This is a genomic window from Micromonospora sp. NPDC049836, assembly GCF_044465125.1.
Taxonomy (GTDB): Bacteria; Actinomycetota; Actinomycetes; order Mycobacteriales; family Micromonosporaceae; genus Micromonospora.
Map to the genome: position 1 here is coordinate 1 of NZ_JBITLH010000027.1, position 22447 is coordinate 22447.

Below are 22447 nucleotides of genomic sequence, written 5' to 3' on the forward strand. Positions count from 1 at the left end.
CCGCCCAGTCCTCCACGCTCAGCACCTCCCGATGCTTCCGGAGGGGGTCAACCTTCAGCCGGAACCACGGGGTTAGTTTTCAGGCGGAGCCGACACGGGTAGTCGCTACTCCCCCGTCCTCGCGCGAGGGCATGTCGTCAAGAAAGCGTCGCAGTCTCGGTGGCAATGGCGGGCGGAAGCTTCGCGAGCATTCATGAACCGTCATTGGGCTCAGGGTGGTGACCCGGCGGCTACGGCTCACTGGGGAGAGGCCAGCGGGACGGCCCCGCTGCCCGAGATATCCGTCGTGGCGTCGCGGCCTTCACCGCGAGGACCGGGCAGGAGACCCGGAGCAGGATCTCCTGTGCGGTCGAGCCCAGGATCAGCTTGCCGATCGGGCTTCGATGCCGGATTCCGATGACTACCAACGACACGTCCTGCGCCTCGGCGAGATCGGCTATCTCCTCGGCGGCGTCCCGACCCTGCATGAGCTGCCTGATCGCGAACGGTACCCCGGACGCGGTCAGCTCGCGGGTCACCGCGTCCAGGTCGGGCTGCTGAGCGAAGCAGGGATCAACGTAGGCATCTCCCCGCGAGGTGTTCACCACGAGCACCGGCTCGTCGCGGAATCGCGCTTGTCCGATCGCGGCCTGCAGGGCTGCCATTCCCATCGGGGATGGAACGTATCCCACCAGAACGGTCACCCTGTCACCATCCTTGCACGCCGGCGGAGGACGAACCGCCGGACCAACGGCCAGAAGAGCACCACCAGCACGGTGGTGTAGATCAAACCCGACACCCAGCCACCCAGCAGCCCGTGCCACTCTCCACCGGACAGCTGCAACGCCCGGCGGCCCTGCAGTTCGGCGCGCGGAGCCAGAATCACCCCGACGATCAGCGGCAGGATCGGCAGCCCGAACCGGCGCAGGCCGAAGCCGAGCAGGCCGAGTACGAGCAGCAGGAAAAGGTCGAACGGCTGTGCGTTGACGGCGTACGCGCCCATAGACGCGAAGAAGAGGATGCCGGCGTAGAGATACGGTCGAGGAATCCGGAGCAGCCGCGCCCAGGCGGGCGCGAGCGGGAGATTCAGCACCAGCAACAGCAGGTTCCCGACGAAGAGGCTGGCGATGAGCGTCCAGACCAGACCCGACTCCCGCTCGAAGAGCAGCGGGCCGGGTTGGATGCCGTACTGCTCGAAGGCGGCCAGCATCACCGCGGCGGTGGCGTTGGTGGGCAGGCCGATGGCGAGCATCGGTACCAGCGTGCCGGCGGCGGACGCGTTGTTGGCCGCCTCGGGGCCGGCGACGCCTTCGATCGCTCCCCGGCCGAACTCGTCCCGGTGCTTGGACAACTTCTTCTCGGTGGCATACGACAGGAACGTGGGTATCTCAGCGCCGCCCGCGGGTAGCGCCCCGAACGGGAATCCGTAAGCGGTGCCGCGCAGCCAGGGCTTCCAAGACCGGCGCCAGTCGTCGCGGCCCATCCACGGCCGGCCGACCGGGATCACCTCGGCCGGACGGCGTCGGAGGTGCGCGGCGATCCAGAGCGCTTCGCCCACGGCGAAGATCCCGACAGCCACCACAACCACGTCGATGCCGTCTGCGAGCTGCGGCACGCCGAAGGTGAGCCGTTGTTGACCGGTCACCCTGTCGATCCCCACCACTCCGATGACCAGGCCGATCAGCAACGAGGCGAAACCGCGTACCCGGGAGGCGCCCAGCACCGAGGTGACGGCGACGAACGACAGCAGCATCAGGGCGAAGTAGTCCGGCGCGCCGAGGCTGACCGCGAACCGGACCACCGGCGGGGTGATGACCACCAGCAGCAGGGTGGCGATGGTTCCGGCGACGAACGACCCGATCGCGGCGGTGGCCAGCGCCTGCGCTGCCCGGCCGGCCTTGGCCATCTTGTTGCCCTCGATCGCGGTCACCACCGACGAGGACTCACCGGGAGTGTTGAGCAGGATCGACGTGGTCGATCCGCCGTACATTCCGCCGTAGAAGATGCCGGCGAACATGATGAAGGCCTGGGTGGGCTCCATGCCGTACGTCACAGGCAGCAGCAGCGCTACTGTCATCGCGGGGCCGATGCCCGGTAGTACACCGACCGCGGTGCCGATGGTGACACCGAGAAGCGCGATGAGCAGGTTCATCGGCGTCGCCACGTGGGCGAACCCGTCGAGAAGCGAATGGAGGTTCTGCATCTACAGGATTCCTCGCAGCACGCCGGCGGGCAGGTTGACGCCGAGCCCGATGGCGAATGTGTAGAACGTGATGAGCGAGAGCCCCACGGCGATCAGCAGGTTCCGGACGTGGCTGCGGCTGCCGAGCGCGAACGCCGTGCCCCAGAAGAGCAACGAGCCACTGATCACCCAGCCGAGCGGCTCGATCAACACTGCGTTGGTCAGGAACGCCGCGAGGAGAAGCAGGACGGTGCGCCAGTCGACAGGAGTGGCCAGGTCGACGTCCTCGCCGGCCTCGGGCTCGCCGACGCCGCCACGAGCCACATCGACGGCGTAGACCACCGCGACGGCCATGAGCAGCGTGCCGAGCAGGATCGGCACCGGTCGTGGGCCGAGCGGGTCGGTGCTGCTCACCGCCTGACCGATCTGGGTCGCGTCGACGACGACCATGATCCCGACCAGCGCCAGGAAGACGCAGACGACGTACTGTGCGCGGTCCGGCTTCGACGCATCCGCTGCGGAACGCGGCGCGTCGTCCGCTCGTGCCGCGTCCGACGGCTCAGGCGCGCGCTGGATCGGGATGTCAGACAACGCCGGGAACCGGGACGGCGAACCGCCGTCCCGATCCGATCGGCTCGGCCGGCCGGTCATGCCAGGCCGAGTTGCTTGAGCAGGTCAGCCACCGACCTGTCCTGCTGGGTGAGGAAGGCGGCGAACTGATCGCCCGTGACGAACGCGTCGGTCCAGCCCCGCTTGGTGAGTTCGGTCTTCCACTCGGCGGAGTCGTGCATCCTGGTCAACGCATCGATCCACAGCTTCTTGTCGGCGTCGCTGATGCCGGGCGGTGCGACGATGCCCCGCCAGTTGGTGAAGACGAGGTCGATACCTGCGGACTTCAGCGTCGGTACGTCCCGTAGCGCGTCGACCGGCGCTTCGCTGGTCACCGCGAGAACCCGGAGCTGCCCGGCCTCGACCTGATCGAGGAACTCCCCGAACCCACTTGCGCCGAAGGCCACCTTGCCTCCGAGCAGGGCTGGCAGCAGCTCGCCCCCGCCGTCGTACGAGATGTAGTTGACCTGTCGCGGGTCGATGCCGATGGTCTTGGCCAGTTGCATCGGCAGCAGGTGGTCGGGGCCTCCGGGGGACGAGCCGCCGCCGACAGCGAGGCCCTTCGGGTTGGCCTTCCAGGCCGTGACCAAGTCGTTGATCGTCCGGTACGGCGAGTTCTTCGGCACGACGACCGCGCCTGCTTCCTCGATCATTTTGGCCAGCGGGGTGGTATCAGTCAAAGTGGCCGACGACTTCGAGGTGTATGAGGCTCCGACCACTCCCAGCCCCATCTGCATCGCGAGCTTGCCGTTGCCCTTCTCGTTCACGATGCGCTGCAGTCCGACCGTGCCGCCTGCTCCGGGCAGGTTGAACACCTGCACGCCAGCGGCGATCTTGGCATCCTCCATCACCTTCGCCGCCGTGCGGGCCGTGGTGTCGTATCCGCCACCGGGGCTGTTCGGCACCATGATGCGTAGACCGGTAATCGGCTTGCCGTCGCCGCCGGCGCCCGCCTCGCCCTCTTCTGCCGTGGCGCCGCAGCCCACCAGGGCGACCGCCATGGTTGCGGAGACGCCCACGAGTAGCGCAATTCTTCTGGTTGCCATCATGTTTCTCTTCCGTTTCGATTCAGACCGGCGGCAAGATGATGACCCCGGCGCAGGCTCCCCGTCTGCCTTGTGTCACCAGCGGAAGTTGAGGTCTTTGTGGTCGCGGTCATGCCTCGGCGTCGTACGCTCGCCGGGCAGTTGCTCGCTCTCCAACTCGCGATCATCGTCGTGGTGCTCGCAGCGGTGGCGGCCGTGTCGCTGGCGCAGTCGGCGGCCACCTTCAACCGGGTCGAAGGCCGCCGTGTCGCTGCCCTCGGCGAACAACTCGCCGGGAACCCGCTGCTACGGGACCGCCTCGACCGGCCGGCGCCCGGGGAGACGATCGCGTCCCTGGTGCAGAACCTGCCGGTTCAGGCGAACGTGACCACCGTCAGCGTCGCCGATGACAGCGGACGGATAGTCACCTCCACCAACCCGACGCTGGTGGGCAGCCTCATGGTGCTCGGTGATCCGAGGGTCGCCGGCGGTCGGAGCTGGTTCGGTGAGCTGGCGGTGGGCGGGGCACGCGAGCTGGTGGCGCAGGTGCCGGTCCTGGGCGACCGCAAGAAGGAGAACCTCGGGCGGCATCTGGGCGTGGTGATGGTCGGCGAGGCACTTCCGTCCTGGTGGCAACGGCTGGTCGACGCTTCGTCCTACCTCTTCACCTACCTCGGCATAGCCAGCGCCCTCGGAGTGCTCGGATCATGGCTGCTGGCCCGGCGCATCAAGCGGCAGACCCTCGGCCTCGAACCGCGGGAGATCGCCGGTCTGGCAGAGCACCGGGAAGCGCTGCTGCACGGCCTAGCCGAAGGGGTCATCGCGCTCGATCCGCAACACCGGGTCACGCTGGTCAACTCTGTCGGCCGCCGATTGCTCGACCTGCCCGAACATTGCCTCGGCCGCAGCCTGTCGGAGCTACGGATCGAGGGCCGGCTACGCGACGTACTCACGGGGGCGGGCAGCGCGCGGGAGACGCGGGACCAGGTCGTGGTGCGGGGCGGCCGGGTGCTCGTGATGAGCCGGATGAGGGTGAACAAGGACGGCCGGCGGCTCGGCTCGGTCACCACACTGCGGGACCGGACCGAGCTGGCCCGCCTGGAGCAGGAGATCGGTTCCTTTCGCAGTACCACTGAGTCGCTGCGCGCACAGACACACGAGTTCGCGAATCAGCTGCACACCATCTCCGGGCTGATCCAGATCGGTGAGCACGAGGAGGTGGTCCGGTATGTCGAGGCGCTCAGCCGGCATCGCGCCTCCCTGGACCTCGCGGTGACGAGCCGGATCCACGACACTGCGGTGGCAGCTCTGCTCACGGCCAAATCGGCGGTCGCCGCCGAGCGCCGCGTGGAACTGCGGATCTCTGAGCGGACCAGGTTGGGCCGGCTGGACATGGCGGTATCAGCCGATGTGGGTACGGTGTTGGGCAACCTCGTGGACAACGCCGTCGAAGCCGTCGCAGGAGGCCGGAATGTCTCCCCCGCGGACTCGGGCGCCTGCCCGGACATCAACGGCAGGCCGGGCGCCGGAAACCAGTGGGTAGAAGTCGAGTTGCGTCAGGATTCCGCATCGATCGAAATCGTCGTCCGCGACTCGGGGCCGGGGATCGCTCCCCGACTGGCGCAGGAAGTGTTCGCCCACGGTTTCACGACGAAAGCGGCAGAGGGCGGTGAACGGGGTATCGGCCTCGCGCTCACCCGCATGGTCTGTCACCGCCGCGGTGGTGAGGTCGCAGTGACGAACACCGAGGAGGGCGCGATGTTCACCGCGCGAATGTCGGTAGCCCCGCTGGAGGCAGGGCCGTGATCGACGTGCTGATCGTTGATGATGACTTCAGGGTGGCCCGGATCCATCGCGGTTTCGTCGAACGGCTCGAAGACTTCCGGGTCGTGGCAACCGCGAGCACCGGGGAAGAGGCAATCGCCGCGGTGGAGCAGTTGCGCCCAGACCTGGTGCTGCTCGACTTGTACCTTCCGGACATGTTCGGCCTCGACGTGGTCGCCAGGCTGCACACCGCCGGGCATGACTGCGATGTCCTCGTTATCAGCGCTGCCCGGGAGAGCGACAATGTACGCCGGGCGGTGCGGTACGGCGCGGTCAACTACCTTCTCAAACCATTCAGCTTCGAGGAACTGCGGGGCAGGCTCGAGCAGTATGCCGCGCGGCGCAGCACTCTCTCGAAGAGCATGGTCTGCGACCAGGGGGATATCGACCGGGCGCTCACGTCGAGCAGCCCGATCACCGGCTCGTCGGCTCTCCCCCGCGGCCTCAGCCCAGAGACTGCCGGACTGGTGGAGGGGATCCTCCGGAAGCAAGCGGGAACCCTCTCCGCCGCCGAGTGTGCGCATCAGATCGGCATCTCCCGAGTCAGTGCCCGCCGTTACCTCGAACACTTCGCCGTAGTCGGCCGGGCCGCAGTAACACTCAGGTACGGAAACACCGGACGGCCGGAACGCCGTTACCGCTGGACGGTCCGTTCTGGATCTTGAAAGGTCAACTCGTTCATTGCAACTCGGCCTGTCAGCGTGGTCGTCACCGTTAATCACCCCAGGCCCGGGTGATGGGGCATTTCGATGAGGTGGGTTGTCCGCGCGGTGGGCGAGTGTGAGGCGGTACGGCGGCAGGCGGTTGGCGTGCTTCGCCGCCGGGGGGTCGGTTCCGGAGATCACGGCCGTGCTGCGACCCGCCTGTGGTGCAGCAGGGCGACCTCGGTCAGCTGGGCTCCGACGTCGGTGACCAGCAGGCTGCCGGCTGCTCCCGAGCCGATCGCGGCGGCGCGCACGGTGTCGATGAACACCAGGCGGGAGGGTGCGAGGACCGTCTCGACGACGCGGCGCATCACGGTCTGGTCGTGTTCGCCGGCTAGGACCGGGCGGCAGGCCGCGACGACACCGCCGGAGGCACCGGTTCGCTGAAAAGGCGGATCAAGTGGGACAGCAGGATCACGCAGCCGTCGGCGTCGACGATACAGCCGCGCCGGATCAGAGAACCGGCGGAGGTAGACGCGTCCCCGCACGGCGCGCTGATGGTGCCGCGGTGCGCCGCCCAGACGCCGATCGAGCTGCTGCCGAGGCCAATCGCGACCGCGGTCTGCGGGGCAGAGCGACACATACCGGCAGCGCGCTGGTCGGACGAGAGGACGTCCGCGGGCACGGTTACACCGATCACTTCCATTGATACAAGCGTTTACCGAATCCCGTCGTCGCCGCTGAACAGCTCAGTGAAAGCGGTCGGATCCGGCGCAACTTCGTCGCGCTCGTTGCCGATGCCCGGCAACCGGCCCGCGGTCACTGGCTGCGGTGCGGGCCGGATGACCGAGACCTCGGTCGACCGCTTGAGTGCTGTCGTGGCCCTTCCTGTTCTGGACGGCTATGGTGGCCGACATGGATGACGGGCGCGGCCTCGGGGGCGTCGGCCGGCGAGTTGCGGTGCCGACGTTGCTCGTCTGGGCTGTGCTGGTGTTGGTCGTGTCCACCGCCCGGGACATCGGGTTGTGCATCGTCTTCCGGCTGACCCGCTGTGCGGTCCCGGGCTGTGTACCGGCGTGGTCGGCGGACCGGGCCCCGCCGACGTGGACGCTCACCGCCTGAAGCCGCCCGTTGCGCGGCGTCGGACACGACGCTGCCCCTTGGCTGGGAGCACCATGCCACCCTTCATTCATGACTTTCGCTTCTGCATGCTCATTGACCTGCCGGCGACGTCGCTTCCCTTCGTTAGCCCTCGACACCTGGTCCCCGACGTACCCGGGTGGACGACATGCTGACCGCCGGCGCCTACGCTCGTCCGGGCGTACAGTCGTGCCTTGCCCTTGACCTCGGAACGTCCACCGTCCGGCTGTGGACGCCGCAGGCTGGAACGGTGATCACTGAACCGACGGTGCTCTGCCGCCCCAGCACCGACCGGCACGTGGCCGGACGAGCCGCGCTGACCGCTCAGACCCCCGGTGTGACCGCCACGTGGCCGGTGCGCAACGGCGTGGTGCGCGACTTCTTCGCCTGCGTGCACCTGCTCCGGTTGCTGACCGCCGATCTCCGCCTACCTTCCGACACCGCCTATCCCGTACTGGTCGGTGTGCCGGCGACCGCGACCCTGCGCCAGCGCAACGTGCTTGTCGCCGCGGTCCGCCGTGCCGTCGGTGGACGGGTCAATGCAGTGGAGGAGCCACTCGCGGCTGCTCTGGCCTGCCGTCCTGACCCGGGCGGTGACGTGGTCGTGGTGGACATCGGATCCGGACGTACCGAAGTGGCACGCATCTGTGACCGCAGCATCGTCGCGGCGGAGCGTGTCGATGACGCCGGATCCGTCGACCGGATCCCGGCGATCGCCGACTGTGTGCGCCGTCTCGACCGTCCGCGGGGTGGTCAGCGGCGGCTGCTGCTCACCGGTGGTGGTGCGACCGCCGCCGGAGCCGCCGCGAGGTTGGCCGCGCTGACCGGCCGCTCCATCACGATGCCCGCCGAACCGCCGCTGGCCACGCTCACCGGCCTGCGCCGGCTACTCACGAGCTGACGTGGGCCGGTCCCGCATCCGTATCCACTTCCCGGCCGCGGTTGCGGTCGTCTTCTTCCGGAGTTTGTCATGGACGTCGAATTCACACCGCTGCCGGGCATCGGAGAGTGCCACGCATTCACCACCGTCACCGGTCATCGGGTCGGCGTTGTCACCCACTACGCCGGCGGTCGACGCGAGCTGATCCACGGCGTCAGCGACGATCCCGATGCCACCTGCAGCCTGACCCTCTCGCGTAGCGAGGCGATCGCGTTGGCGGGACTGCTGGGCATCCTGGACGTCATCGACGTGGATGTCACAACCACTCGGCAGCCCCGCCATCCGGCTGCCGGGTGACGGGGCTGAGTGCTGCCATGATCAGCGGCCGCGCCGGCGACGAGGCCGGCGCGGCCGCTGCCGCGGCATTCCGTCAGCCCTTGTGTTTCTGCTGGAAGGGGACGCAGAACCGGGTATGCGGTAGCACTTCGAGCCGTTCGGCGGGGATGAGGCCGCCGCATTTTTCGCAGCGGCCGTAGCTGCCCTCGGCGATGCGTCGCAGCGCACCGGTGACCTGTTCGAGGTTGTGCCGGGTGGCCGTCACCAGTGCCGCCCGGTTGTGTGCTTCGCCGGGGTCGCCGGTGTCGGCCGAGATCTCCGTCAGTTCCTTGAGCCGGTCGTCTGGGCGGCGAAGTCCTCGCTCAGCGACGCACGGAGGCCGGCGAGCCAGCCCTGATCGGATACTTCGATGTCGACGCTCATGTACCGCTTTTTGGTCGGGAGGCCGAAAGTGCTTCGGGAAGCAAGAGGGCGGAAGCTCGAACGGCTTCGCCCTGGCGATCGGTGGGTGTCGTGAACTACCTCGCTCGCCGTGGGTCTCGACCCGACGGCTGCGGGCTGCGTTGCCCAGTCGCCGTCCTGCTCGAGGAGCAACCGTCGGAAACTGCGGCGATCGGCCGCGGGGCCGTGAGATGGACAGCTTTGAACGCCGCCAACGCAGTGACGGTGTGCGAGCGAGAGCTCGCCACCAGCATCGGACCACCTTGAATTGATCGTTCCGGACGTTCGGCAGGGGCTTCGGCAGCGCTGACGCACCCGCTAGCGCAGCGGGTCGAACGGCGCCAGCTCCGCGGGCACCTCACCCTTGAGCACCGCTTGGGCCACCAACTGTCCGGTGATCGGCCCCAGGACGATGCCCCACATGCCATGGCCACCGGCGACGAACACCCGCGGCGCGGCGGTCGCGCCGATCAACGGCAGGCCGTCAGGAGTGCACGGCCGGGAACCGACCCACTCGTCGCGACGGTCATCAAGGTTCACCCCGTTGAGCAACGGCCGCACCGCGTCGACGACGGCGGTGATGCGTCGCGGGTCCAACTCGTCGGCGGGCCGGCGGAACTCCATCATCCCGGCTACCCGCAACCGGCTGCCCAACGGAGTACAGGCGACCCGCTGCGCCGGGAAGTACAGCGGGCCGGCGGGCATCCGTTCGACAGGCACGCTGAAGCTGTAGCCGCGCCCGGCCTGCACCGGGCGACGTACGCCGAAGCGTGCCGCCAGCTCACCGAAGGCCGCTCCGGTGGCGATGACCACAGCGTCATGGCGGCGCTGCTGCCCGAATGGGCCGGTGACGCGGACGTCCGTGGTTGCCGGCTGCAGACCGGTCACCTCGCTGTTGTCGAGGATGCGGCCGCCGCGGGCCCGGACCGCATCCGCCAGCGACGGGATGAACTCGGAAGGGTTCAGGTACCGCTGCCCGAAAATCTGGACGGCGGCACCGACCCGGTCGCTCAGAACGGGCTCCATCGATCGGACCACCTGTCCGGTCACCGGGCGGAAGGTGACGTCCTGACCGGCGTCGCCCATCTGTTCCAGCTCGTCCAGCAGCCCACGGCTGTCACGCTCGCGGGCGAAGCAGGCCAGGAAGGGTTCCGCCGGCGTCGTCACGGCGCTCACACCGCCGGCCGCGAGGGCATCGAAGGCATCCAGGCAGCGCTCGTTGAGGGGGACGTAGGCGGCCATGCCCCGTCGCCACCGCCGGGCGGTGCTGTAGAACACGAACGACAGCAGGAAACGCCACAGGTCACGGTCGGCCCGCAGCGGCAGGTACACCGGGGATCGGGCGCTGAGCACCGCGCGTAGACCGTAACGCAGCACCGCAGGTTCCGGCAGTGGGGCGGTCAGCCCCGGGGTCAGCCAGCCGGCGTTGCCCCACGACGAGCCGGCGCCAGCGTGATGACGCTCGTAGACCGTCACCCGTGCGCCGGCTTCCTGCAGGAACCAGGCCGTGGACAAGCCGACCATGCCCGCTCCGATCACCGCGACGTCACACGGTGAGCCGCGCACGAACGCGGGAGTGCCTGTCACGCCGAGCTCGTCAGACATACCACTCCTCTGCTGCGCTGTGCCGTCTCGACAGCCGTTGGGTAGCTGGGCGCGCCATCCGGGCCTGCTTTCCGGCCATGATCGCCTGGTCACCGCATACCGGGCCAGGGCTGTGGCCGGTCAGCTGATGCGTCACACCTTGCCGACGCTCGGAAACCATCAGGCGACGGCAGCGCGACGGCAATCTCGCCCAGCCCGGGCCCGTTGTCGCTGACCTGGCAGGTCAGCACGTCGTGGTGCTGCCACAGACGCACCTCGCCGCCGCCCCCGCCCAGACCACGCACTCCATCAACATTGGTCGATAGCTGCGGGCCTGGTCGAACAAGCGGCCGTCACCGGCGAATCATCGGGGTTAGGAGTTCTAAAAGCTGGCCGGCCGACCGGTCATGGCAGACGGCGCCTACCGCGGCAATCCTGAGGTAATCATCCCGTACCGCAAGCCCGCTGACGGCAGTGATCTGCCCGAGTGGAAGGCGGACCTGAACAAGCAGGATCGCTCGGTCCGAGCGCAGGTCGAACACGCCCTGGCCCGCATGAAATGCTTCAAGATCCTGCGCGACTACCGCCGCGCCGCCCACACATTGGCCGACACCGCATCCGGCATCGCCCACCTCCACAACATCATCCTGGCCGGCTGATCCAGGAACCGTTGCGCGGCAACGCCATCACCGAGTTACGAGACATCCTTAGACGCACTCACATGTCGCAACGGGGCACCCTGCGATTAGCAGGTCGACTCGGGCAGCGGGCTTCGAGCGCCGGGTCACATCACGACGCGGACACCAGGCCAGCGTTCGGTGGGGCGGTGGCGGGCGAGTCGCCGCCGGGAGATCTCCGCGCTGGCCCTGGCCGGGTTGCGCCGCCACACCCCATCGAGCAGATCGTCGGGGCCGTGGGGCGCGCATACCGTGATCTGGTCATGCGCGTCGAGGCGTACGGCCACGGCGGTGGCGTACTCGGGCCAGGTGGCAATGGCATCGGCGACGGTCCGCAACGGCGCCACCGGACCTCCGCCGAACTTGGCCGGGTACCAGGTGTGCACCGCGGCCTGGTTTTTGCCTCCCACGGCGGATTCGGCTAGCGCGGATGATCACGGGCGACCTCCTCGCCACCCGAGCCCCGGGCGGCGGCGCCGCGTGCCGCGGCCGCCGGGGGACTTCGGCCGGTCGCGATGTACGCCCGGCGATCGGCCGTCTCGTGACACGCTGCCGTGGGGACGACCCGGACGGGAGCGGAAGTAATGACCATCGGTATCGCGGTGAACGGCAGCTGATGGGCCGAGCGGTGATCATGCTGGCCGCGGTGGCGGCGGCCGTGCTGGTGGACGTGCTCAGCGGCGTACTCGTCAACCGGATCGCCCATGGTCGCTACAAATGGCTGCTGGCGCCGCTGCGCCAGGCCTGCCGCCGCCCGACGACCGCCGTTCTGCTACTCGCTGGCCTCTACGCCGCGCTGCCGGGAGGGCCGGGCCGGTGGCTGCGCGAGGGCCGGCACGCCATCCTGTTGCTGCTGATCGGCAGCGTCGCCTTGCTGGTGGTCAGGGCGCTGCACGTCGCCGAGATCGTGGCGTTCAGCCGGCTGCCGGCCGGGGTGATGGCCGACCGTCGGATCCGCCGCACCCGCACCCAGATCCGGCCGGTGCGACGGTTGACCTCGACGGCGGTCACGATCGTCGCGATCGGTCTGATCATGACCACCTTCGAGCCGATACGCCTGTTCGGCATCTCGGTGCTCACCTCGGCCGGTGTGATCGGCGCCGTGATCGGCCTGTCCGCCCGGACCGCGCTGGGCAACGCCTTCGCCGGCATCCAGGTCGCCTTCGCGGACGGCCTCTACATCGGTGACGTGCTCGTCATCGACGGCGAGTGGGGTCGCGTCGAGGAGGTGAAACTGACTAACGTGGTGATCCGGCTCTGGGACGACCGCCGGCTCATCCTGCCCACGACCTACTTCACCGAGCGCCCGTTCCAGAACTGGACGCGACACGAGACCCGGGTGGTCGGCAAGGTCCAGATCCACGTCGACCACACCGCCAACCTGGACGACCTGCGCGTCGAGGCGCAGCGCCTGATCGAGGCGTCGCCGCTGTGGGACCGGCATCAGTGGGTGCTTCAGATGGTCGATGCCAACCCGCAGACCGTCGTCATCCAGATCCAGGCGTCCGCCGCCGACGGGCCGAGCGCCTGGGACCTCCGCTGCGACCTGCGCGAGGCGATGGTTCGCTACCTGCGGGAGAAGCACCCGCAGTGGCTGCCCCGCACCCGCAGCGAGTACAAGCCCTGATTCCGCGCCCGGGATGCGGCATTCGCGTTGCCGACCAGCAGCCGGGCCGTTAGACCACCATAGGGCTGACACGCAACGAAGGTGGGGAACCCGATGCTGGTTGACCTGCTCGCCCAGGACGCCGCCCCGGGAGACCTCATGGCGGCGCGGGTGCAGATGGCCCTGTCCCTGGGCTGGCACATCGTGATCGCCTCGTTCGGCGTCGGCATGCCGGCGGTCACCGTCTTCGCCGAGTGGCGCGGTCTGCGCACCGGGGACCCGACCTTCACCCGGCTGGCGCACCGCTGGGCCAAGGCGATGGGCGTGCTGTTCGCGGTCGGCGCGGTGTCGGGGACCATCCTGTCGTTCGAGATGGGGCTGCTCTGGCCCGGCCTGATGGGCCGCTTCGGCGACGTGATCGGCCTGCCGTTCGCGATGGAGGGCATCGCGTTCTTCGTCGAGGCCATCTTCGTCGGGATCTACCTGTACGCCTGGGACCGGGTGCCACCCCGGGTGCACCTGCTCTCCGGACTGCCGGTCTGTGTCGCGGGCGTGGCGTCCGCGTTCTTCGTGGTGTCGGCAAACGCCTGGATGAACCAGCCCCGCGGCTTCGACCTGGTCTCCGGCGAGGTCACCGACGTCAGGCCGTGGCAGGCGATGTTCAACCCGGCGACGCCGCCGCAGACCCTGCACATGATCGTCGCGGCGTTCATGGTGACCGGCTTCGGCATCGCCAGCGTCTACGCGGTGGCCCTGCTGCGCGGCCGCCGGGACCGCTACCACCGGCTCGGCTTCGCCATCCCGTTCACCGTCGCTGCGGTGCTCTCCCCGGTGCAGGTCGTGGTCGGCGACTGGGCGGCGCACTTCGTCGCGGAGTACCAGCCCACCAAGCTCGCCGCGATGGAGGGGCTGGCCCGCACCGAGGCCGGCGCGCCGCTCTCGCTCGGCGGCGTCTACGTCGACGGGGAACTGCGGTACGCAGTCGAGGTGCCCAACGCCCTGTCGCTGCTGGCCAGGTGGGATCCGGACGCCGTGGTCATGGGCCTGGACCAGGTGCCCGACGATCAGGAGCCACCGGTGACGGTGGTCAAGTGGGCGTTCCAGCTGATGGTGGCCATCGGCTTCGGGCTGGTAGCGCTTTCCGCCTGGTGGGCGCTTGCGTGGTGGCGGCGTCGGGGTCCGCCGCGCTCGCCGTGGTTCCTGCGGGCCGCCGCCCTGTCCGGGGTCGCCGCCGCCGTCGCGGTCGAGGCCGGCTGGGTCGTCACCGAGGTCGGGCGGCAACCCTGGATCGTGTACGGCGTGCTGCGCACCGCCGAGGCGGTAAATCCGGCGCCGGGCCTGGCCACCGGCCTGGCCCTGGTCGCCGCCGTCTACGCGGTGCTCACCGTCGCCACCGTCGCGGTTCTGTGGCGGATGGCCTGCCACCGCGACGAGCCGGTCGCTCCGCAGGAGGGCGTACCCGAACCGGTGGACAGCGGCCGATGACCGTCGTCGACGTCCTGCTCGGGGTGCTGCTGGCCGGTCTGACGCTCTACACCCTGCTCGCCGGCGCGGACTTCGGCGCCGGGATCTGGGACCTCCTCGCCGGCGGGGCGCGCCGCGGCGCAGCCCGCCGGGAACTGATCGCGCACTCGATCGGCCCGGTGTGGGAGGCCAACCACGTCTGGCTGATCCTGGTGATCACCCTGTTCTGGACCACCTTTCCGCCCGCGTTCGCCGCGTTCGCCTCCACCCTTTACATCCCGCTGACCCTGGCCGCCCTGGGCATCATCGGTCGTGGCGCGGCCTTCGCCTTCCGCAAGGCCAGTCACACCCTCACCGAGCAACGCCTCTACGGCGCCACCTTCGCGCTCTCCTCGGTGGCCACCCCGTTCTTCCTCGGCTCGATCGTCGGCGCAGTCGCCTCCGGTCGCGTCCCACCCGGCATCGCCGAGGGTGACATCTGGCGCAGCTGGCTCAATCCCACCTCCATCTACGGCGGACTGCTCGCGATCGGCGTGTGCGCGTACCTCGCCGCGGTCTACCTCATCCACGACGCGCGCCGCGCCGGTGCCGCCGACCTGGTGGCCCAGTTCCGCCGCCGCGCCCTGGTCACCGGCATAGTGGTGGGCGTCGGCGCGGCGGCCGGGCTGGCCGTCGTCGCCGCCGACGCGCCGGACCTTTTCGCCGATCTTCGGGGCCGGGCGCTCGCCTTGGTGCTGCTCTCGTTCGCCGCGGGGCTCGGGTCGCTGGTGCTGATCGCCACCGGCCGCTACCGGGCGGTGCGGGTGACCGCGGCCCTCGCGGTCGCGGCCGTCCTCTGGGCCTGGGGCGCCGCCCAGTACCCAGACCTGCTGCCGCCCGACCTGACCGTCACCGAGGCGGCCGGTGATCCCATCGTGCTCGCCACGGTGCTCGCCGTCCTCGCGGTCGGAGCGCTGCTGCTGGCGCCCTCCCTGCTCTGGCTGTTCGGCATCTTCCAGCGCTCCAAGCCGGCCGCCGGCAACCCACCGCCCCGGTGACGCTCACCCGGGCGGGCAGCCTGTGGGCGGCGCTGGCGGCGGCGGTGGCGCTGGGAGCCCTGCACCTTCTCGCGCCGGCCATCCGCCGGAGACTGCCGGTGCCCACCCACGCGGCGACGTCCCTCGGTGGCGGCATCGCCGCCGCGTACGTGTTCCTCTACCTGCTGCCGCGCCTCGCGGAGGGCAACCAGGCGGTGGCCCACGTCCTGGAGGAGGAGATCAGGCCCACCCCGGCCCGCGGATTCGTGCTGTTCCTCGTCGCGCTGGTCGGCTTCTTCACGTTCTACGCCCTGGAACGTGTCACCCACCGCTCGCAGCAGCGCCGGCAAGAGCCCACCCGGCTGGTCTTCGGGTTCCAGCTCGGCTTCTTCGCCCTGTACAGCGGCCTGATCACGTACACCCTGGCGACTAAGCTGGACGCGGGGCTCGGGCCGGCGGTGCTGTTCGCCGTCGCCATGGGGCTGCACGTGCTGGCCACCGACGGCGTCCTGGCCGAGCACTTCCCGGTCAGCCTCACCACCGGGTGGCGCCTCGTCCTGGTCGCCGGCGCCGCCGGCGGCTGGGTGACCGCGGTCGCCGTCCAGCCCACCGGCGTGCTGATGAACGTGCTCACCGCCTTCCTGGGTGGCGGGATCCTGCTCAACATTTTCGTCGACGAACTGGCCCCCGAAAGGCACTCCAGCTTCACCTGGTTCACCATCGGCCTGGCCGCCTACTCCGGCCTGCTCGCCTTCGCGACCTTCACCACCGACGTCGGCGCTGCCTGAGGACGATCACCGGCCGCCTCCAGACGGCCAGCCGGTGATGGCGGCCGGTTGTCAGCGACTGACCGTCACGTCGACCGGTCCGGCGCTCACGGTGCCGTCATTCAGTGGGGTGCAGCGGATGCCGCCCGTGCGGCGCAGCGCCTTCTACGCATTGGGGGCCGATGGCGACGTCCTTCAGGCACAGGGGGTTGGCCGGGCGGTTGTCCCGCAGGCTGACCGGCCTGCGCCGGCGTCGTCGTCAAGCCCTCCCAGCACGGCCGCGGTTTGGATGATCTGCTGCAACAACTCGCCGGGGTGGAGCCCCCGGGACACACCGCGACGGCTCGCCGAGCTGCTCGTCGGGTGTCACGTGCCAGCCGGTACGGCGGCGGGCCGGACCGAGAGGTCGAGCTCGCCGCCGACGACATTGACATCGATGGTGTCGCCCGGATTCGCCCCGTCCTCGAGCAGCAGGGTCGACAGCCGGTCTTCCAACTCGCGCTGGATGCTGCGCCGCAGTGGCCGCGCCCCGTACTCGGGCTGGTAGCCCCGGTTGGCCAGCCACTGCGTGGCGTCCGGGCTGATCTCGAGGTTGATGTTCTGTGCGTGCAACCGACGGCGGGTGCGGTCCAGCAGCAGGCCGGTGATCTCAAGGAGCTGGTCCCGGTCCAGGCCGGTGAAGACGATGATCTCGTCGATCCGGTTGAGGAATTCCGGCCGGAACCGCTGCCCCAGCAGCCCCATCAGTTCCTCGCGCTGGTCGTTGACCGGACGCCCTGCCGCCTGCGCGGCCAGAATGCGGTCCGCGCCGATGTTGCTCGTCATGATCAGGATGGTGTTGCTGAAATCGACCGTGCGACCCTGCGCGTCGGTGAGGCGACCGTCGTCGAGCACCTGCAGCAGCGCGTTGAACACATCCGCATGCGCCTTCTCCACCTCGTCGAAGAGCAGCACCGAGTATGGCCGGCGCCGGACCGCCTCGGTGAGCTGACCGGCCTCCTCGTACCCGACGTAGCCCGGGGGCGCTCCGACCAGCCGGCTGACCGTGTGCTGCTCCTGGAACTCGCTCATGTCGAAGCGGATCATGCTGGACTCGTCGCCGAAGAGCGCCGCGGCGAGGGCTCTGGCCAGTTCAGTCTTGCCGACGCCGGTGGGTCCGAGGAAGAGGAACGACCCGTCGGGTCGCTGGGGGTCACTCAGCCCGGAACGCGATCGGCGTACGGCGGCCGCCACAGCCCGTACGGCCTCGTGCTGGCCGACCACGCGCTCGTGCAGTTGCTCCTCGATGCGCCTCAGCCTCTGCTTCTCCACCTCCGTGAGCTGGGTGACGGGAACACCGGTACGGCGGCTGACCACCTCGGCGATGTCGCTCATATGCACCTCGGGCACCGGAGGCGTGCCCTCCTGCGCCGCCGCCAGGTCCCGCTCGGCCGCACCGATCTCGGCTTTCAGCGCACCCGCGCGTTGATAATCCTCGTTCGCCACCGCGCTGTCCTTCTCCCGGCGCAGCTGGGACAGCCGCTTCTCGATCTCCTTCTTGTCCGGAGCGGGTGTGCGGGAACGCAGCCGGACCCGGGCCCCCGCCTGGTCGAGCAGGTCGATGGCCTTGTCCGGCAGAAACCGGTCGGTGATGTAGCGGTGGGACAGTTCAGCGGCGGCGTCCAGCGCTTCGTCCGTGTAGCGCACCTGATGGTGCGCCTCGTACCGGTCACGTATGCCCTTGAGGATCGCGACGGTGTCCTCCACGCTCGGCTCCGACACCAGGATCGGCTGGAACCGGCGCTCCAGCGCAGGATCCTTCTCGATGTAGCGACGGTACTCGTTCAGTGTCGTCGCACCGACCACGTGCAGTTCGCCGCGGGCCAGGGCGGGCTTGAGCATGTTGCCGGCATCCATCGCCCCCTCGCCACCGCCGCCCGCGCCGACAACGGTGTGCAGTTCGTCGATGAAGAGGATCAGCCCGTCCTCGCCCGACGTCACCTCCTGGATCACGTTCTTCAGGCGCTCTTCGAACTCACCGCGGTACTTGGTGCCCGCCACCATCCCGGACAGGTCGAGTGCGACCACACGCCGGTTGGCCAGGGTTTCGGGCACCTCGTCGTTGACGATGCGCTGCGCGATGCCCTCGACGATCGCCGTCTTGCCGACGCCCGGCTCGCCGGTGAGCACCGGATTGTTCTTCGTACGCCGGGAGAGCACTTCGATCGTGTCGTCGATCTCGTCATCACGGCCGACGACCGGATCGAGCCGACCTGCCCGGGCGTCCTCGGTGAGGTCCCGCCCGTACTGGTCAAGGGTGGGGGTGCTGCTGGCCCCGCGCCCGTCGGCACCGCCCGCCGGCGGCGTGGGCCCGGTGACGGCCCCACCGAGCGCCCGCAACGCCCGGCCCGCGGTCGTCTCCGGGTTCGCGGCGATGCCGAGCAGGAGGTGTTCGGGGCCGATGTACGTCGCGCCGGACCGTCGCGACTCGCGGTGCGCGTCGAGCAGGGCGCGCTTCGCCGCCGGCGCGAGCGGAGGCGTGTCCTCGCGTGGCCTGCCCTTGGGGACGGCCGACTCTATCTGGCGGGCCAGGTCGTCGGGGTCGGCGCCGCTCGCGCCGAGCATCCGGCGGGTGGGGTCGGCCTGGGTGGCGGCCCACAGCAGGTGTTCGACGTTGAGGTACGGGCTGCCCCACTCCGTAGCCTGCTCGGCTGCCCGTTGCAGCAGTTGCCGCGACTCGGTGGAGAGCAGCCGGGACAGGTCGACCCGCTCCACCGGACGTCCCGCGAACGGATCTCCCCCGAAGAACCGACTGATCAAGTCGTCCAAGGAGCCGCCAGGGATGCGGAACGCGTCGAGCGACATCTCATACCCTTTCTGCCGGTGGGGTGGGTCCTCGGCACAGGCCCACCTGAACGCTACGCACCTTTCGCCCACAGAGTTGGCCTTATGGGTTTCTGGGGAGGCCAGGGTTTGTACTCGCTGCGGGTGCAGGGCAGCCACTGAGGGTGGTTGTCGCGGAGGTCGCACCGGAGCGTCCCAGGCGCTGGGCCCCGTCGGCGCCTGCGGCCTGCCCACCATCGGATCGGCGCCTTGACCGGCAGGCCGGGAGGCGCGGGACCCCGGTACCCGCGGACCCTGCGGTCTGCCCTCACGAGCGCTGCGTTGTTACCGGTGGACTTGACCCAGGCGTCCGGCAGGCGTCCGAGTTTGGCCATCGGCGGGGGACCGAATTGCGCTCAGTGTTCCGACAGCACCACGCTCTCCGCCGTCTTGCGCCCCAGACATCTCCGCCGAGTTCGGGCGGCGAAGGCGTGATCGAAAGGCGGCGGTGTACTTGCGGTCGCGGATGAGGAACCCTCCCCGCAGCACACCGGCCACCCCGCCCCACCCTCGATGCGGCCGGATCCGGTGATGGCTCCGGGTTTCCGCTGGCCGGCCCGGTTGATCCGGAACGCTGAACGGGTGGAGCAGCGATCGGGACGTGCGCCGGGACGCCTGCTGTCCGTCAGGCGTGCGCTGTGGTCGTTGGCCGCCGGTGTCGTCGCCGGCACGGCCACCGCGCTCGTCGGGGCGCCGGAGCTGACGCCGCTGGTGGTCTGGACGATCGCGGCGGGCACGATCCTCGTTTGGGTGTGGCGGGCCTGCTGGTCGGCGAGCCCGAAGCGTACCGAGCAGCTTGCCGAGGCGGAGCAGCACTCCCGTTCCACCGACTCGGCGATCCTGATCGCGTCCGTTGCCAGTCTCGCCGCCGTGGCCGAGGCGCTCGTGCGCGCCTCGAACCAGCGGTGCCGTCGCCGACTTCGAGCAGGATCCGGGCCGCGGTCCTGACGCCGATGCCGGGCATCGAGGTCAGGACCGGGGCGAGAGGGTGCGCATCAAGCATCCTCTCAACCTCGCCGGCGACCTGGTCGCGTTGCCGCAGGGTGTCGCGGAGGCTGTCAGCCAGGCGAGGCAGGATCGTCTCTGCTGCGCTGGTGCCGGGAACGGTGACGGTCTGCTCGTCGAGGGCGGTCATGATCTGCTCGACTAGGGCGCGTTTCGTAAGTCGCGTTGGCCGGGTGAGGTCACGGCGTGGCGGTGATCGATAACTGAAGAGGTCTCCGGTAAGTGGATTAGCGACCAAGCAAACCTGAATACCGGAGACCTCGTGGCCAGCCTAGCGGCGGCGGCGCGGCATGACCTGAGCGACATCCAGTGGCAGCGCCTGTGCCCGTTGCTGCCTGCGGAGTCGTCGTGGGGAAGGCCGTGCAAGTGGACCAGGCGACAGATCATCGACGGCATACGGTGGCGGGTACGTACCGGTGCGCCATGGCGTGACGTGCCCGCGAACTACGCCCCGTGGCAGACGCTGTATCGGTGGTTCCGCCGGTGGCAGCGTGATGGCACCTGGGCCCGGATCCTGGCCGGGCTGCAAGCTGCCGCCGATGCGGCCGGGCGGATCGACTGGACCGTCAGCGTCGACTCCACGATCAGCCGCGCCCATCAACACGCCGCCGGTGCCCGTCGTGACGGCGACCAGCAGAAAGAACCACCGGGCGGGATCTACGCCGAGCCCGCCGATCATGCGCTGGGCCGTTCGCGGGGCGGGTGGACCACCAAGACTCACCTAGCCTGCGAACAGGGCCGCGAGGTTCTGGCCACCGTCGTCACGGCCGGGCACCGCGGTGACAGCCCGCAGTTCACCACAGTCCTCGACCGCATCCGAGTTACCCGCTGCGGTCCCGGCCGGCCCCGGACTCGACCGCAGCAGGTTCTGGCGGACCGGGCCTACACGTCCAAGGCCAACCGTGCCTATCTGCGCCGCCGGGGAATCAGGGCCTGTATCCCGAGCAAGACCGACCAAGACGCCCATCGCCGGGCCAAAGGCTCCCGCGGCGGCCGGCCACCCGTCTTCAACCCGGAGACCTACCGCCAACGCCACGCCGTGGAGTGCGGCATCAACCAGCTCAAACAACACCGCGCCATGGCCACCCGCTACGACAAACTCGCCGTGCGCTACGAAGCCACCCTGACCATCGCCGCCATCAACCAGTACCTCCGAGCCTTTGAAACACGGGCTAGGCGTTCACCCATGCGGGGTGCGTGGACGGCGGCGATGGACAGCAGTTTGCGGCGGCCGGCCTTGCGAAGCCCTGCAGGTCCGCCGCAGCGCGACAGCAATTCCAGGACCGCCTTGTGGTGGGCTCTCGGGCCGAGGACGCGTTCCAGGGCAGGGTGGATCTGGGTGAGCAGTCCCCGGATGCGGTTGGACACGCGGGTGGCTTCACCAGCGAGATCGTCGTCGAAGCCGACCAGAACCTCCAGCTCGGCCAAGGCTTCGTCACCGACGTCGACTCGGCGCAGTGTGTGGGGCAGGGTGCGGGCGGCGTCGGCGATGACGCAGGCGTCACGGGCGTCGGTCTTCGCCGTGCCCGGGTGCAGGTCAGCGATGCGACGCATCGCCAGCCCGGGCAGGTAGGCCACCTGATGACCACATGCCCTGGCCACCGCGACCGGCAGGGCGCCGATCGAGGCCGGCTGGTCGACCACCACCAACAGCCGACCATGACGGGCGAGTTTGTCGAACAGCTGCCTCAGCCGGACCTCGGTATTCGGCAACGCCGCGTCATGCAGCCGCTTGCCGTCCGGCGCCAGCCCGACCGCGTGGTGATCACCCTTGCCGACGTCCAAGCCGAGGTAGACGCCGTATCCGTCGTGCACCGCCACCCGCCTCCACGCATCGCACCGTGGTCTCGGCCGCTGGTCCAGGCGTCGGACTGCCGGCAGCCACGTTACGAAGAGACCTACCCCAACACGGGTGGCCGTGTCCCTATCAGCGGTCCACCGACGCCACCCGACCCGGCGACAACACCCCCCGGATCATCCGAACGACAGGGGCAGGAAGTCATACCGGGCCGGGCGACCGAGAGTCCCCGGCTGGGGACGATCAAAAAGACCTCCGATAACGCTAGGCCGTCAAGTTGTGGTCGCAGCCGGGCGCTGGAAAAGCGTTCCGGAGCCACGGCCAGGCACATGGACGGTCCGTAACTGCTGGAAGCCGTGGTGACGGTAGTAGGCGTGCAGCCGCGTGTTGGTCTTCCAGGCATCCAGCCGGAGCCACTTCTTGCCGCCGTGCGCGGCTCGTTGTGCGGCCTGGTTGAGCATCCACGCTCCGACGCCGTGTCCGCTGAAGGACCGGTCGACGGCGAGGTGACTTAGAGCTCCTAACTCTTTAAGCGTTGGAGTCGGCGCCAGCAGATGATGGCGCAGGCGAGAGTGAGGAACGCTTCGTGGATGTCGTCGCGGATCTCC

The 22447-nt window shown here is 69.3% G+C and carries 20 protein-coding genes and 4 pseudogenes; 11 read left to right on the forward strand and 13 right to left on the reverse strand.

What is annotated here, in order from left to right:
• Positions 1-230 precede the first annotated feature (230 nt).
• Genes ACIBPB_RS32965 through ACIBPB_RS32980 form a run of 4 tightly spaced genes read right to left on the reverse strand, consistent with a single transcriptional unit; the run spans position 231 to position 3789 of the window.
• Positions 231-683, reverse strand: coding sequence for a universal stress protein (locus ACIBPB_RS32965; protein WP_043325436.1), 453 nt, complete (start codon positions 681-683; stop codon positions 231-233).
• Complete coding sequence (locus tag ACIBPB_RS32970; protein ID WP_013476179.1) at positions 680-2182, reverse strand: tripartite tricarboxylate transporter permease; 1503 nt, start codon at positions 2180-2182, stop codon at positions 680-682. The genes ACIBPB_RS32965 and ACIBPB_RS32970 overlap by 4 nt, the downstream gene beginning before the upstream one ends.
• Complete coding sequence (locus ACIBPB_RS32975) at positions 2183-2812, reverse strand: tripartite tricarboxylate transporter TctB family protein (protein ID WP_135240910.1); 630 nt, start codon at positions 2810-2812, stop codon at positions 2183-2185. It lies immediately after the preceding gene.
• A complete protein-coding gene (locus ACIBPB_RS32980) occupies positions 2809-3789 on the reverse strand; it encodes a tripartite tricarboxylate transporter substrate binding protein (RefSeq protein WP_334466277.1) in 981 nt (326 codons plus the stop codon). Before ACIBPB_RS32980 ends, ACIBPB_RS32975 begins: the two co-directional genes overlap by 4 nt.
• A gap of 168 nt (positions 3790-3957) precedes the next feature.
• Between ACIBPB_RS32980 and ACIBPB_RS32985 the strand changes: the two genes are divergently transcribed.
• Both ACIBPB_RS32985 and ACIBPB_RS32990 read left to right on the forward strand, forming a co-directional pair.
• Positions 3958-5601 carry an ATP-binding protein gene (locus tag ACIBPB_RS32985; protein ID WP_396843163.1) on the forward strand — a complete coding sequence of 548 codons (1644 nt, stop codon included), beginning with the start codon at positions 3958-3960 and terminating at the stop codon, positions 5599-5601.
• Positions 5598-6284 carry a response regulator gene (locus ACIBPB_RS32990; RefSeq protein WP_128138606.1) on the forward strand — a complete coding sequence of 229 codons (687 nt, stop codon included), beginning with the start codon at positions 5598-5600 and terminating at the stop codon, positions 6282-6284. Before ACIBPB_RS32985 ends, ACIBPB_RS32990 begins: the two co-directional genes overlap by 4 nt.
• A gap of 176 nt (positions 6285-6460) precedes the next feature.
• Here the strand turns inward: ACIBPB_RS32990 and ACIBPB_RS32995 are convergent, their stop codons facing one another.
• Positions 6461-6592 (reverse strand): hypothetical protein, encoded by a 132-nt coding sequence (locus ACIBPB_RS32995; RefSeq protein WP_396786694.1) that lies wholly within the window; start codon positions 6590-6592, stop codon positions 6461-6463.
• A 65-nt stretch (positions 6593-6657) separates the two neighbouring features.
• Complete coding sequence (locus ACIBPB_RS33000; RefSeq protein ID WP_396843164.1) at positions 6658-6969, reverse strand: hypothetical protein; 312 nt, start codon at positions 6967-6969, stop codon at positions 6658-6660.
• Between the two features lie 582 nt (positions 6970-7551).
• On the opposite strand from ACIBPB_RS33000, the gene ACIBPB_RS33005 reads away from it, so the two are divergent.
• Together ACIBPB_RS33005 and ACIBPB_RS33010 are read left to right on the forward strand one after the other, a co-directional pair.
• Complete coding sequence (locus tag ACIBPB_RS33005; RefSeq protein ID WP_396843168.1) at positions 7552-8304, forward strand: rod shape-determining protein; 753 nt, start codon at positions 7552-7554, stop codon at positions 8302-8304.
• 69 nt (positions 8305-8373) lie between these two features.
• Positions 8374-8640, forward strand: coding sequence for a hypothetical protein (locus ACIBPB_RS33010; protein ID WP_030274987.1), 267 nt, complete (start codon positions 8374-8376; stop codon positions 8638-8640).
• Between the two features lie 73 nt (positions 8641-8713).
• Here the strand turns inward: ACIBPB_RS33010 and ACIBPB_RS33015 are convergent, their stop codons facing one another.
• On the reverse strand, positions 8714-8884 hold the full coding sequence (locus tag ACIBPB_RS33015) for a TraR/DksA C4-type zinc finger protein (protein ID WP_223201180.1): 171 nt from the start codon (positions 8882-8884) through the stop codon (positions 8714-8716).
• 494 nt (positions 8885-9378) lie between these two features.
• The gene (locus ACIBPB_RS33020; RefSeq protein WP_036311788.1) at positions 9379-10665 is read right to left on the reverse strand and encodes an FAD-binding oxidoreductase; all 1287 of its coding nucleotides are present in this window, start codon (positions 10663-10665) and stop codon (positions 9379-9381) included.
• A gap of 368 nt (positions 10666-11033) precedes the next feature.
• Between ACIBPB_RS33020 and ACIBPB_RS33025 the strand changes: the two are divergent.
• Positions 11034-11303 (forward strand): annotated as a pseudogene (locus tag ACIBPB_RS33025) (transposase family protein); the annotation flags it as partial.
• Positions 11304-11428: 125 nt separating this feature from the next.
• On the opposite strand, the gene ACIBPB_RS33030 reads toward ACIBPB_RS33025, so the two are convergent.
• Positions 11429-11731, reverse strand: coding sequence for a nucleotidyltransferase family protein (locus ACIBPB_RS33030; protein ID WP_082931039.1), 303 nt, complete (start codon positions 11729-11731; stop codon positions 11429-11431).
• 206 nt (positions 11732-11937) lie between these two features.
• Between ACIBPB_RS33030 and ACIBPB_RS33035 the strand changes: the two genes are divergently transcribed.
• The 4 genes from ACIBPB_RS33035 (at position 11938) to ACIBPB_RS33050 (ending at position 16195) form a co-directional block, all read left to right on the forward strand.
• Positions 11938-12948, forward strand: coding sequence for a mechanosensitive ion channel family protein (locus ACIBPB_RS33035; protein ID WP_030274996.1), 1011 nt, complete (start codon positions 11938-11940; stop codon positions 12946-12948).
• 93 nt (positions 12949-13041) lie between these two features.
• Positions 13042-14412 carry a cytochrome ubiquinol oxidase subunit I gene (locus ACIBPB_RS33040; RefSeq protein WP_091331579.1) on the forward strand — a complete coding sequence of 457 codons (1371 nt, stop codon included), beginning with the start codon at positions 13042-13044 and terminating at the stop codon, positions 14410-14412.
• On the forward strand, positions 14409-15428 hold the full coding sequence (locus tag ACIBPB_RS33045; RefSeq protein WP_396843165.1) for a cytochrome d ubiquinol oxidase subunit II: 1020 nt from the start codon (positions 14409-14411) through the stop codon (positions 15426-15428). The genes ACIBPB_RS33040 and ACIBPB_RS33045 overlap by 4 nt, the downstream gene beginning before the upstream one ends.
• The gene (locus tag ACIBPB_RS33050; RefSeq protein WP_030275002.1) at positions 15425-16195 is read left to right on the forward strand and encodes a hypothetical protein; all 771 of its coding nucleotides are present in this window, start codon (positions 15425-15427) and stop codon (positions 16193-16195) included. Before ACIBPB_RS33045 ends, ACIBPB_RS33050 begins: the two co-directional genes overlap by 4 nt.
• Before the next feature lie 345 nt (positions 16196-16540).
• On the opposite strand, the gene ACIBPB_RS33055 is transcribed toward ACIBPB_RS33050, so the two are convergent.
• Positions 16541-19018, reverse strand: coding sequence for an ATP-dependent Clp protease ATP-binding subunit (locus ACIBPB_RS33055; protein WP_357688713.1), 2478 nt, complete (start codon positions 19016-19018; stop codon positions 16541-16543).
• A gap of 549 nt (positions 19019-19567) precedes the next feature.
• On the opposite strand from ACIBPB_RS33055, the gene ACIBPB_RS33060 reads away from it, so the two are divergent.
• Entirely contained in the window at positions 19568-19984 is a 417-nt protein-coding gene (locus tag ACIBPB_RS33060; protein ID WP_396843166.1) for a DUF1345 domain-containing protein, read from the forward strand.
• Here the strand turns inward: ACIBPB_RS33060 and ACIBPB_RS33065 are convergent.
• Positions 19938-20186 (reverse strand): annotated as a pseudogene (locus ACIBPB_RS33065) (IS110 family transposase); the annotation flags it as partial. The gene ACIBPB_RS33060 and the pseudogene ACIBPB_RS33065 overlap by 47 nt on opposite strands.
• A 117-nt stretch (positions 20187-20303) precedes the next feature.
• Between ACIBPB_RS33065 and ACIBPB_RS33070 the strand changes: the two are divergent.
• Positions 20304-21194, forward strand: a pseudogene (locus tag ACIBPB_RS33070) (IS5 family transposase); the annotation flags it as partial.
• Positions 21195-21214: 20 nt separating this feature from the next.
• Here ACIBPB_RS33070 and ACIBPB_RS33075 read toward each other — a convergent pair.
• Together ACIBPB_RS33075 and ACIBPB_RS33080 are read right to left on the reverse strand one after the other, a co-directional pair.
• Positions 21215-21856, reverse strand: a pseudogene (locus tag ACIBPB_RS33075) (IS110 family transposase); the annotation flags it as partial.
• A gap of 255 nt (positions 21857-22111) precedes the next feature.
• Positions 22112-22447 (reverse strand): GNAT family N-acetyltransferase (locus tag ACIBPB_RS33080; protein ID WP_396843167.1); only part of this gene is annotated, 336 nt, incomplete at its 5' end.

Coding starts and splice junctions, on each gene's coding strand:
- ACIBPB_RS32970 (WP_013476179.1), bottom strand. CDS start 2,182: ATGCAGAACCTCCATTCGCTTCTCGACGGGTTCGCCCACGTGGCGACG.
- ACIBPB_RS32975 (WP_135240910.1), bottom strand. CDS start 2,812: ATGACCGGCCGGCCGAGCCGATCGGATCGGGACGGCGGTTCGCCGTCC.
- ACIBPB_RS33000 (WP_396843164.1), bottom strand. CDS start 6,969: ATGGAAGTGATCGGTGTAACCGTGCCCGCGGACGTCCTCTCGTCCGAC.
- ACIBPB_RS33005 (WP_396843168.1), top strand. CDS start 7,552: ATGCTGACCGCCGGCGCCTACGCTCGTCCGGGCGTACAGTCGTGCCTT.
- ACIBPB_RS33010 (WP_030274987.1), top strand. CDS start 8,374: ATGGACGTCGAATTCACACCGCTGCCGGGCATCGGAGAGTGCCACGCA.
- ACIBPB_RS33020 (WP_036311788.1), bottom strand. CDS start 10,665: ATGTCTGACGAGCTCGGCGTGACAGGCACTCCCGCGTTCGTGCGCGGC.
- ACIBPB_RS33035 (WP_030274996.1), top strand. CDS start 11,938: ATGGGCCGAGCGGTGATCATGCTGGCCGCGGTGGCGGCGGCCGTGCTG.
- ACIBPB_RS33040 (WP_091331579.1), top strand. CDS start 13,042: ATGCTGGTTGACCTGCTCGCCCAGGACGCCGCCCCGGGAGACCTCATG.
- ACIBPB_RS33045 (WP_396843165.1), top strand. CDS start 14,409: ATGACCGTCGTCGACGTCCTGCTCGGGGTGCTGCTGGCCGGTCTGACG.
- ACIBPB_RS33055 (WP_357688713.1), bottom strand. CDS start 19,018: ATGTCGCTCGACGCGTTCCGCATCCCTGGCGGCTCCTTGGACGACTTG.
- ACIBPB_RS33060 (WP_396843166.1), top strand. CDS start 19,568: ATGGCTCCGGGTTTCCGCTGGCCGGCCCGGTTGATCCGGAACGCTGAA.